Here is an 11013-nt window from a genome sequence, read left to right on the forward strand (position 1 = left end):
CGGGTCAGGCGCTATTAATATGCTCTTTGCAATAGCGCCGTTTCCACGCCGCGGGCGTCAGGCTGGTATGCTTGCGAAAGATTTTGCGAAAATAACCCACCTCATTAAATCCACATTTCATCGCCACTTCGGTAAGCGATAGCGAATCACTGATCAACAGTTTTTCTGCCGCCCTTACCCGCTGGCGATGCAACGCTTCGGTGAGTGTCAGCCGGAACGCGCTACGGAATACACGCCCCAGATAGTCCGCATTGCAATGCAGCTCTTTCGCCAGCGTTGAGGCACTAATCGGCAGGTGGAACTGAGTGTGAATTATCTGCTGCGCTTTCCACGCCAGCGCATTACCCGGACTGTCTGGTGGTTGCTCGCTGGCAGCCGCGGATATTTGCTGCAAAATCAGCAGCAGGATCAGTTCCAGCGCTATGCTGCGATGAATATTTTCCTGCTCGCGTAAGAACTGACGAAACAACGAGATAATATATTGTGGCTCGCTCACCCGGGTATGTTGAGGGATAGCAAGTAACGGTTCAGTTATTGATGCGTCGCTTTCTGCCATCACCTCAAAATGCAGCCAGTAAAATTTCAAATCAGCCGGAAATTGCCCAACGCCAATATGCGAGCGCTGCGGCCACAGCAGCAAACTTTCTCCGGCATTCACGCCAAAAACGGTCTGGCCTTCGCGAATCGTTAATGTCCCTTTTTCGACAAAGATAATTTCCCAGGATTGCAATCGTCGCGCAGGATGACTGCCCACGCCCCGAGAAATAAATAATCCGCCATTTTGTACTTTAATCGGAAGAGACATGGATAATTCGAGCATATATATTCAAATTCCCGCTTTCAGCATTATTTAAATCGGTCTTTATTATTGATTATTCACGATAAACCCAGGTTTCACCGGATCGAAATCACATTTTCTAAATGAAGTCGGAATTGTTATCTTTTTATACTTTTCTCTTCCCTTGTTGCTCCAAACATTTCGTGCAGAATAAATAACGTACTTTGCAAATTACCCACAAATAACCCGCAGTGTAGCGGGAATTTTTCTGAACATTCTCTCCGGGAGTTATTTATGACTTCGGCTCCGATTACGACATCCGATTTGGCACAGCGTGCCCAGGACGACAAACTCTCTCTGCGTGAAAAAATAGGCTATGGGTTAGGCGATGCGGGCGGGACGGTCATTACCTGTCTGATCATGAACTTCCTGACATTTTTCTACACCGATGTCTTCGGGTTAACGCCCGCACTGGTTGGTACATTGTTTATTGCCCTGCGCGTATTTGACGCCATTTCCGACCCGATAATGGGCGTGCTGGCCGACCGTACCCAAAGTCGCTGGGGGCGCTTTCGCCCCTGGCAGCTGTGGGTTGCGGTTCCCATTGGCATTATTGGCGTACTCACGTTTACCGTCCCTGACGCCAGCATGAGCGTAAAAATTGCCTGGGCGTTCGGCACCTATCTGCTGCTCTCCGTCGGCTATACCGCCATCAACGTGCCGTACTGTGCGCTGATCAACACCATGACCACCCGCCACAATGAGGTGATCGCCTGCCAGTCCTGGCGCTTTGTGTTGTGCGGCGTGGCGGGATTCCTTGTCTCCGTCGGCCTGCCGTGGATGGTGGATGTTCTGGGTCAGGGCAACGCTGCGCAGGGTTATCAGTTCGGCGTGGGTATCCTGTGCGCCATCGCGGTAGTGATGTTCCTGTGCTGCTTCTTCTGGGTGCGCGAGCGCGTGCCGCTGGCGATGATGGGGAAATTTACCCTGCGCGAACACATTGGCGGGCTGCGCAAAAATGATCAGCTATTACTGATGCTGGTAATGTCTTTCCTGCTGATTAACGTCTTTAATATTCGCGGCGGCGGGTACATGTACTTCATTACCTATGTGCTGGAGGGCAGCACCGCTTACACGTCGCTGTTTTTCACCATGGTCACCTTCGCGTCCATCATCGGTTCGGTGATCGTCAGCCCGCTGACCCGCCGCATGGATACCGTCAAACTCTATTACTACACCAACCTGGTGCTGACGGCGCTGGCGGTGCTGATGTGGTTCCTGCCAACCGGTCCGGCTTATCAGACGCTGTGGCTGGCGGTGATCCTCGGCAACGGCATTATTCTGGGCTTTACGCTGCCGCTGCATTTCTCGCTGATGGCCTTTGCCGACGACTACGGCGAGTGGAAAACCGGCGTACGTTCTTCCGGCATGAATTTCGCCTTCAACCTGTTTTTCATCAAGCTGGCCTGGGCCTCAAGCGCGGGGATCATCAGCCTGTTGTTTATTTTTGTCGCCTATCAGCCAGGCGCTGGCAACCAAACCGCCAGTTCGCTGCAAGGGATTACCGCGATGGAAACGCTGCTGCCCGCGCTGTTCCACCTGCTGCTGGCGCTGTCTATCCGCCTTTGCAAACTCAATAACCCGATGATGTCGCGCATTGCCACCGATTTGCGTCAGCGTCATGTACAGCCTTAAGGAGCACGAAATGAACGTACTGGAAGTCGACCTGCATAAGCTCACGGTCAGCGATCCGTTCCTCGGACAATATCAGCAGTTGGTGCGTGATGTGGTGATCCCCTACCAGTGGGATGCGCTTAATGACCGCATTGCAGAGGCGGAACCAAGCCATGCGATAGAAAACTTCCGCATCGCCGCGGGACTGCAGGACGGCGAGTTTTACGGCATGGTTTTTCAGGATAGCGACGTGGCGAAATGGCTGGAGGCCGTCGCCTGGTCCCTGTGCCAGAAACCCGATGCAGAACTTGAGAAAACCGCTGATGAGGTCATTGAACTGGTGGCTGCGGCACAGTGTGCAGACGGCTATCTCAATACTTACTTCACGGTAAAAGCTCCGGATGAACGCTGGACCAACCTCGCCGAATGCCATGAACTGTACTGCGCCGGTCATTTAATTGAAGCGGGCGTCGCATTCTTCCAGGCGACGGGTAAGCGTCGTTTGTTAGAAGTGGTGTGCCGCCTGGCGGATCATATCGACAGCGTGTTTGGGCTTGGTGAAAATCAGTTACGCGGCTACCCCGGACACCCGGAAATCGAGCTGGCCTTAATGCGCTTATATGAAGTGACTCAGCAGCCACGCTATATGGCGCTGGTAAATTACTTTGTTGAACAACGCGGCGCTCAGCCCCATTTCTATGACGAAGAGTACGAAAAGCGGGGGCAAACCTCTTACTGGCACACTTACGGCCCGGCGTGGATGGTGAAAGATAAACCCTATAGCCAGGCACATCAGCCCATTTCAGAACAGCAAACGGCTATCGGTCACGCAGTGCGCTTTGTATATCTGATGACCGGCGTGGCGCACCTGGCACGTTTAAGCCAGGACGAAGGCAAGCGTCAGGATTGCCTGCGTCTGTGGAAAAATATGGCCCAGCGCCAGTTGTACATTACCGGCGGGATCGGCTCTCAAAGCAGTGGCGAGGCGTTTAGCAGCGATTACGATCTGCCCAACGACTCCGTGTACGCGGAAAGCTGCGCTTCAATCGGACTGATGATGTTCGCCCGCAGAATGCTGGAAATGGAGGCCGACAGCCAGTATGCCGACGTCATGGAGCGCGCCCTGTATAACACCGTTCTCGGCGGCATGGCGCTGGACGGTAAACACTTCTTCTACGTTAACCCACTGGAAGTACACCCTAAGTCATTAAAATTCAATCATATTTACGACCACGTGAAGCCCGTTCGCCAACGCTGGTTCGGCTGCGCCTGCTGTCCGCCCAATATCGCCCGCGTCTTAACCTCAATTGGCCATTACATCTACACGCCACGTCAGGACGCGCTGTATATCAATATGTATGTGGGCAATAGCATGGAAGTCCCCGTGGCAGATGGCGCGCTCAAACTGCGCATTAGCGGGGATTATCCATGGCATGAGCAGGTGAAAATCGCCATTGAATCACCGCAGTCGGTGTATCACACCCTGGCCTTGCGCTTGCCTGACTGGTGCTCCGCGCCGCAGGTTTTGCTGAATGGCCAACCGGTTGAGCAGGATATTCGCAAAGGCTATTTGCACATCAGCCGAACCTGGCAGGAGGGCGATACGCTCAGTCTGACTCTGCCAATGCCAGTGCGTCGGGTGTACGGAAACCCACTGGTGCGTCATGTTGCCGGTAAGGTCGCTATTCAACGTGGGCCATTGGTGTATTGCCTGGAGCAGGCCGACAACGGCGAAGAACTGCATAATCTGTGGCTGGCGAAAGAGAGCGAATTCAGGGTATTCGAGGGTAAGGGGCTGTTCAGCCATAAGATGTTAATTCAGGCTGAAGGCGTGAAGCAAAGCTGCGCCGACGCGACGCAGCAATCCTTGTGGCACTATGATGTTTCACCGGCTTCTCGCCAGGCGCATACGCTGACGTTTATTCCGTGGTTTAGCTGGGCGAACCGTGGTGAAGGCGAAATGCGAATCTGGGTAAACGAGCAGTAACGGTAAGCGTACCGGATGACGACGCTTCGCGTCTTATCCGGTCTGGCGACTGAAAAGATTGCCCTCCTCCCTGAGGACAAACGGGTGAGAATCAGAAACGCCAGGTCAGACCGGACATCAAGGTGAAGCTGTCATCGCGATCAACCATCGGGCTATTTTTAATGTCGTCCGGCAGCGCACTGTAGTTGGCGCTGGCCAGCAGCGTCAGGTTGCTGGTCAACGCGTATTTAGCGGACAGGCCAACATACGGTGTCCATCTGTCCCCAGGAGAGTAGCTTGATAACCCACTACGGCGGGATTCATTGCCAGAGATGCCGTAGTAATATTCGTTGAAGTTTTCGTCATAGTAGAGCACGCCAATCGCCGGCGTCAGCGTTAGCTTGCCCATCGGCATTTGGCGGAACAGAGACATTTCCGCGACCCAGCCATTGCTGTTATCCAGCACATCCGCTGCGGCGGAGACTTTCACACTGCCCCATTTCTGATGGTGATACCACGCGGCGCCCGCCATGGCGGTCGCGTCACGCTTATCCAGCTTTTTCATCGCATGATCGTCGTTATCACCTGGATCAAACTCAAGCGGCATGTATGAGGCAGTAATGCTAAATTCATTACTTTCGTTTTTTGAAAGAATATAACCTAACGTTGTTTGCCTAAAATAAAAGGATTCACTTTCATAACTGACAAGCGGTACTGCGTGAACGTTATCATTATATCCACGATAAGGAGATTCATTATATACAGCGCCAGCACCAATAGAAAATTCTGCGGCAGTTGCACTCGCCATAAAAGAAAAGGCGAACAGCGCCACAATATTGCGTTTAATTAACATGCCAACATTCCATTTTAAAATAAGCTACAAAGCGCGTGCATAATAATGCTTACAATTTCATCGATGCAACATTCATATTTATATAGTAATATATACAAACATATATATATTGGGTTTGGCGATGAACAAATTACAACTCAAACACCGGGAACTGAAAATTATTTCGGTAATTGCTGCCAGTGAAAACATCAGTCATGCCGCTACGGTTCTCGGCATCGCACAGGCCAACGTCAGCAAGTACCTGGCTGATTTCGAATCAAAAGTTGGATTAAAGGTGTTTGACCGCACCACTCGGCAGCTAACTCTTACGCCGTTTGGTACGGCGCTGCTTCCTTACATCAATGATATGTTGGAAAGAAACGATCAGCTCAATAGTTTCATTGCTGATTATAAGCATGAAAAACGTGGGCGGGTAACGGTCTATGCACCAACGGGAATTATTGCTTACTTATCGCAACATGTTATTGCAAAAATTCAGAATATCGGCGGCATTAGCCTCTCACTTAAAACATGTAACCTTGAACGTAAAGCTTTTTATGAAGGCGTCGACTTTCCTGATGATTGTGATGTTTTAATCACCTATGCACACCCTAAAGATGAATCACTGGTCGCCAGTTTTATTACCAAATATGCAGTGACGGCATTTGCCAGCCCTGAATACATCAAACAACATCCTATTAGTAGTCCTGATGAGCTGGAAGAACATTCCTGCATTCTGATTGATTCCATGATGATAGATGATGCCAATATCTGGCGCTTCACCTCCGCCGGCGGCAAGGAAATGCACGATTATCGGGTGACCGGAAATTATGTCTGCGACAATACACAGTCTGCGTTGGCGCTGGCACGTAACCATCTGGGCATTGTTTTTGCGCCGAATGCGAGTGTACAAAAAGATGTTCAATCCGGATTGCTGGTCCCATGTTTCTCAGAACAACATGAATGGTGGTTGGATTTGGTGGCGATTTTCCGCAAGCGTGAATACCAGCCATGGCGGGTACAGTTTATTCTTGATGAGATGTTGGCAGAGATCCGCCAGCAGCTTACTCAGTCGCTGGAGCAGCAGACTGAGTAAGCAAAATGAGGATACCAGACTCAACAGGCGTTATTGGCGCAGGTAGTTTGAACACTGCCCAGGTTCAAAAATAGCCTGCACCTAGTGGTCGAGATACAGGTAATGCACCCAGCTGGTCATCCGCAGCAAGACCTTACGCATGACCGACACATGCTCGAAGTGGTCAGAGTAAACGGCGACCTGGGCGTAAATCCCATCAGGTAATGCGCTCACATCCGCATTTTCATTTAGCTCAATTGTGGCGATCACCCCTTCCGAACCGGGCGTCGAGTTTAAGGATTGTAGCGCCCCGTTCGACTGGTATGTCCCCCCCGGTACGGCTGGGCTGATGGCAGCCAGTTTGCCGCTAAATACCTTACCCGGCAGGGCGTTAAACACCACTTCCGCTTCATCGCCGGGCTCCAGTCGCAGCAGCGAGTTTTGACGGAACTGGGCGATAATTTGCCGTTTTTGATCCGGAATAAACACCATCACCGGGCGCATCGGCAGCGCGGCGGCGTAGGTTCCGGGGCGCATCAGCACCTGGGTTACGTAACCATCGCTGGGCGCGCGAACCACGGTCTGATCCAGATTGAATTCCGCTTCAGCTAACTGTGCTTTCAGGCTGGCAATTTGCGAATTCTCACCCTGCACCAGGCTGTCTAACTGACTCTGGATTTGCTGTTGTTCTGCAACGGAGGATTTCACCGCGGCTTCCTGCGCCAGATAGTTTTGCCGCGCCGCGTCGATATCGCGTTCAGAAAAAGGATTCACCTTCGCCTGACTCCCCTGCGCATAGCGCTGGTAATCTTTAGCCAGTTTGTCGCGCGTGGCCTTTGCCTGCTGCGTGTTGGCTTGCATTTCGTCTAACTGTGCCACCAGAGCCTGCTCTTTATGCTGTGCGGTGACAATATCAGCTTTCAGACGATCTACCCGCGCCTGATAACGTCCCGGATTAAGCTTAAAAAGAACCTCGCCTTTTTTGATCAGCGTATTCTTCTTATCCGTTACTTCCGTCACTACACCCGTTACCTGCGGCACTACGGGAATTGAAATTACCGCCTTTTGCGCCTTAAATGTATACGGATGGTTATAATTCATCAGTAATATCAGCCCGCAAACAATAAATATACCGCCTAAGGCTGCAGTGGGTACTGTCCATTTATTTACAGGAATTTTAAATATTTTAAATATTGACCATGCGCACGCCACATAGGTCAGAACAATCAGTAAATCCATCGATATTACTCCGCCGGAGAGGTCTTCGCCTCACCCAGTTTCTTTTCCAGATCGGCCACCCGTGCCTGAAGCTGGATCAGGGAAGGATCCGCGCTCTGCATGCCCCATCCGCGCTCGGGGCGATAAAGCGTTGCCCAGATCCACAAAAAGGGCCAAATAACATGTAAGGTAAACAAACTAACCCAGCCCGCGACGTGTATTGCGTCAGCATGTGGATGGTTACGTTTCTTTGCAATTAGATAGGGAATATCATGCAGAATAATAATCCCGTAAAAAATGACCAGGAATACAAAAATAAGCACTCCTAATGCAAAATAATCAAGGAACATATTTGCCTCAGGGATTTAAATTAAAAATTCGGCTGCTGTTTGATTTAAACAATAGAGTTGATAATAGTAGTGGAATGACCAGATTGGATGCAATGGTGTTATTTATATAACGATATATGGGTTTCTATATATACCCGTCGTCTTTCGAGCTGCTTCTTTGTTGGCTGCGTTCGTTCACCCCAGCCACTTACCTGAGTAAGCATCCTGGGGATGCCCGGTACGCTAAACGCGTCCGGGCAGTAAGTGACGGGATATTAGAACAGCCCCAGCGGTTTATCTGAGTAACTCACCAGCAGGCATTTGGTTTGCTGATAATGCTCGAGCATCATCTTATGCGTCTCGCGCCCGATGCCCGACTGCTTGTAACCGCCGAACGCCGCATGCGCCGGGTAAGCATGGTAACAGTTGGTCCATACACGCCCCGCCTGAATACCGCGGCCCATCTTGTACGCCAGATTTCCGTTACGACTCCAGACGCCAGCACCGAGACCGTATTGGGTGTCATTGGCGATTGCCAGCGCCTCTTCCATGGTTTTGAAGGTCGTGACGGCCAGTACCGGTCCGAAGATCTCCTCCTGGAAAACCCGCATATTATTCTTACCAAACAAAATGGTCGGTTCGAGGTAGTAACCCTCTTTTAACTCGCCATCCAGCTGCTTACGCCGCCCGCCGGTGAGAATATCTGCCCCTTCTTTCTTACCAATATCGATGTAATTCAGGATGGTTTCCAGTTGACCATGCGACACCTGCGCGCCCATTTGCGTCACGCTGTCTAACGGGTTGCCGCTACGAATACTTTCCACCCGGCGAATCGCTCTTTCCATAAAACGTTCGTAAATGGATTCCTGCACCAGGGCACGGCTTGGACAGGTACACACTTCGCCCTGGTTGAAGGCAAACAACGCAAAGCCTTCCAGCGCTTTGTCAAAGAACGCATCTTCTTCATCCATCACGTCTGCAAAGAAGATATTGGGAGATTTCCCACCCAGCTCCAGCGTGACAGGGATAATATTCTGCGTGGCGTACTGCATGATCTGCTGCCCGACTTCCGTTGAACCGGTAAACGCCACTTTCGCAATGCGTTTAGATGTCGCCAGATATTCACCGATTTCTCCACCCGCGCCGTTTACCACGTTCACTACGCCTGGTGGGAGAAGATCGCCGATGACTTCCATCAACAGCAGTACGGACAGCGGCGTCAGACGCGCAGGTTTAAGCACCACGCAGTTACCCGCCGCCAGCGCGGGCGCCATCTTCCAACTGGCCATCAGTAGCGGGAAGTTCCACGGGATAATTTGCCCTACCACACCAAGAGGTTCATGGAAGTGATACGCCACGGTCTCGCTATCAACCTCACTGATTCCCCCTTCCTGCGCACGAATACAGGAAGCGAAATAGCGGAAATGGTCAATCGCCAGCGGCACGTCTGCCGCGCTGGTTTCGCGGATAGGTTTACCGTTATCCCAGGTTTCTGCCGTCGCCAGCAGCTCGAGATTTTGCTCCATGCGATCGGCGATTTTGAACAGAATCGCCGCCCTGTCCTGCACGGATGTCTGCGCCCACTTGTCTTTTATCTTGTGCGCGGCATCCAGGGCGAGATCGATATCCTTTTTGCCGGAAGAGGCCACTTCGCACAGTAATTGCCCGGTTACCGGCGTCAGGTTTTGGTAATACTCGCCGTCCACCGGTGCAACCCAGTCACCACCGATAAAGTTATCGTATCGGGCTTTTAACTTCAGAGGGTAACCATATTCGCCGGGATAAATACGCGTTGAAGGGGGATTATTGGTCATGACCGTCTCCTTGCTGTAGGGGTACTACAAGGGTAGACGGGGCTGGCGAATTATTCGCCAGCCATTTCCTGCTTTACGACAGGTATCACGAATTACATGGCTGCGCGATAAATCGCCATAATTTCTTCATGAGTCGCCTGAATCGGGTTAGTGAAACCACAGGCATCTTTCAGGGCATTGGTCGCCAGTACGGCAATATCTTCTTCCTTCACGTTCAGCTCACGCAGACCGGCAGGAATATTCACTTTCTGCGCCAGTTCGCGGATCGCCGCGATGCAAGCTTCCGCCCCTTGCTCTGCGCTCAAGCCAGCAACGTCCACGCCCATCGCCTTAGCGCAATCACTCAGGCGAGCGGCAGCCACTTTACTATTGAAAACCTGCACATGCGGCAGCAAAACCGCGTTACATACACCGTGCGGCAGATCGTAGAAACCACCCAACTGGTGCGCCATGGCGTGCACGTAACCCAGAGAAGCGTTGTTAAAGGCCATGCCTGCGAGGAACTGCGCGTAGGCCATAGCCTCGCGTGCCTGAGCATTGCTGCCGTCTTCAACAGCGACCGGCAGGTTTTCCGCAATCATGGTGACCGCTTTCAGCGCGCAAGCATCGGTAATTGGGGTTGCAGCAATAGAAACGTAGGCTTCGATAGCGTGGGTCAGCGCATCCATACCAGTGGCCGCCGTCAGAGACTTCGGCATACCGACCATCAGCGAGGAGTCATTAACGGACAGCAGCGGCGTAACATGCTTATCCACAATCGCCATTTTAATGTGGCGTACTTCATCGGTAATAATGCAGAAACGCGTCATCTCCGACGCCGTGCCCGCGGTGGTGTTAATGGCGATCATCGGCAACTGAGGTTTTGCTGAGCGATCCACGCCTTCGTAATCGCGAATATCGCCGCCGTTAGCCGCCACCAGCGCAATACCTTTTGCACAATCGTGCGGAGAACCACCGCCGAGGGAAATAACGCTATCACATTGGTTTTCTTTCAACATTTGCAGGCCAGCAGCGACGTTACTGGTCGTGGGATTAGGATGCGTACCGTCGTAAATGACGCTGAAAATATCACGTTCCTGTAATGCCTTTTGAATCTCGCCAGCCATACCTAATTTCGTCAGCATGGCATCTGTGACAATCAGCGTACGGCGAAAACCATATTCCGCCATTGTATTCATCGCGTCTTTTAATGAATCAGCGCCAATTACATTCACGGAAGGAATAAAAAATGTTGAAGCAGCCATTGTACGTTCCTTATTTTATTCTGAAGAGCCAGGAAGCATACGTGTGAATTTTTCAACAAAATATGATCGTGGTGGTTATTTTA

General features: G+C 51.5%; 9 protein-coding genes. 3 read left to right on the plus strand and 6 right to left on the minus strand.

The window, feature by feature from the left end; translation table 11 throughout:
- Window positions 1–4: 4 nt before the first annotated feature.
- On the minus strand, window positions 5–820 hold the full coding sequence (locus LA337_22675) for a helix-turn-helix domain-containing protein (protein UBI15920.1): 816 nt from the start codon (window positions 818–820) through the stop codon (window positions 5–7).
- Between the two features lie 252 nt (window positions 821–1072).
- Between LA337_22675 and LA337_22680 the strand changes: the two genes are divergently transcribed.
- Together LA337_22680 and LA337_22685 are read left to right on the plus strand one after the other, a co-directional pair.
- Window positions 1073–2473: an MFS transporter gene (locus LA337_22680; GenBank protein ID UBI15921.1), complete on the plus strand. Its 1401-nt coding sequence runs from the start codon at window positions 1073–1075 to the stop codon at window positions 2471–2473.
- Between the two features lie 10 nt (window positions 2474–2483).
- Complete coding sequence (locus tag LA337_22685) at window positions 2484–4439, plus strand: glycoside hydrolase family 127 protein (GenBank protein ID UBI15922.1); 1956 nt, start codon at window positions 2484–2486, stop codon at window positions 4437–4439.
- Window positions 4440–4530: 91 nt separating this feature from the next.
- Here LA337_22685 and LA337_22690 read toward each other — a convergent pair whose 3' ends face one another.
- Complete coding sequence (locus LA337_22690; protein UBI15923.1) at window positions 4531–5271, minus strand: MipA/OmpV family protein; 741 nt, start codon at window positions 5269–5271, stop codon at window positions 4531–4533.
- A gap of 121 nt (window positions 5272–5392) precedes the next feature.
- Between LA337_22690 and LA337_22695 the strand changes: the two genes are divergently transcribed.
- Window positions 5393–6346 (plus strand): LysR family transcriptional regulator, encoded by a 954-nt coding sequence (locus LA337_22695; protein ID UBI15924.1) that lies wholly within the window; start codon window positions 5393–5395, stop codon window positions 6344–6346.
- Between the two features lie 81 nt (window positions 6347–6427).
- Here LA337_22695 and LA337_22700 read toward each other — a convergent pair whose 3' ends face one another.
- The 4 genes from LA337_22700 to yiaY form a co-directional block, all read right to left on the minus strand.
- On the minus strand, window positions 6428–7564 hold the full coding sequence (locus LA337_22700) for an HlyD family secretion protein (protein UBI15925.1): 1137 nt from the start codon (window positions 7562–7564) through the stop codon (window positions 6428–6430).
- 5 nt (window positions 7565–7569) lie between these two features.
- Window positions 7570–7893 (minus strand): DUF3302 domain-containing protein, encoded by a 324-nt coding sequence (locus LA337_22705; GenBank protein ID UBI15926.1) that lies wholly within the window; start codon window positions 7891–7893, stop codon window positions 7570–7572.
- A 254-nt stretch (window positions 7894–8147) separates the two neighbouring features.
- Entirely contained in the window at window positions 8148–9686 is a 1539-nt protein-coding gene (gene aldB / locus LA337_22710) for an aldehyde dehydrogenase AldB (protein UBI15927.1), read from the minus strand.
- A gap of 92 nt (window positions 9687–9778) precedes the next feature.
- Window positions 9779–10930, minus strand: coding sequence for an L-threonine dehydrogenase (yiaY, locus tag LA337_22715; protein ID UBI15928.1), 1152 nt, complete (start codon window positions 10928–10930; stop codon window positions 9779–9781).
- Window positions 10931–11013: the final 83 nt, after the last annotated feature.

The sequence above is a fragment of the Citrobacter europaeus genome (assembly GCA_020099315.1).
Classification (GTDB): domain Bacteria; phylum Pseudomonadota; class Gammaproteobacteria; order Enterobacterales; family Enterobacteriaceae; genus Citrobacter; species Citrobacter europaeus.

Excerpts from the sequence above, each read along its gene's own strand:
- LA337_22675 (UBI15920.1), bottom strand. The coding sequence starts at position 820 with ATGCTCGAATTATCCATGTCTCTTCCGATTAAAGTACAAAATGGCGGA.
- LA337_22680 (UBI15921.1), top strand. The coding sequence starts at position 1,073 with ATGACTTCGGCTCCGATTACGACATCCGATTTGGCACAGCGTGCCCAG.
- LA337_22685 (UBI15922.1), top strand. The coding sequence starts at position 2,484 with ATGAACGTACTGGAAGTCGACCTGCATAAGCTCACGGTCAGCGATCCG.
- LA337_22690 (UBI15923.1), bottom strand. The coding sequence starts at position 5,271 with ATGTTAATTAAACGCAATATTGTGGCGCTGTTCGCCTTTTCTTTTATG.
- LA337_22695 (UBI15924.1), top strand. The coding sequence starts at position 5,393 with ATGAACAAATTACAACTCAAACACCGGGAACTGAAAATTATTTCGGTA.
- LA337_22700 (UBI15925.1), bottom strand. The coding sequence starts at position 7,564 with ATGGATTTACTGATTGTTCTGACCTATGTGGCGTGCGCATGGTCAATA.
- LA337_22705 (UBI15926.1), bottom strand. The coding sequence starts at position 7,893 with ATGTTCCTTGATTATTTTGCATTAGGAGTGCTTATTTTTGTATTCCTG.
- aldB (UBI15927.1), bottom strand. The coding sequence starts at position 9,686 with ATGACCAATAATCCCCCTTCAACGCGTATTTATCCCGGCGAATATGGT.
- yiaY (UBI15928.1), bottom strand. The coding sequence starts at position 10,930 with ATGGCTGCTTCAACATTTTTTATTCCTTCCGTGAATGTAATTGGCGCT.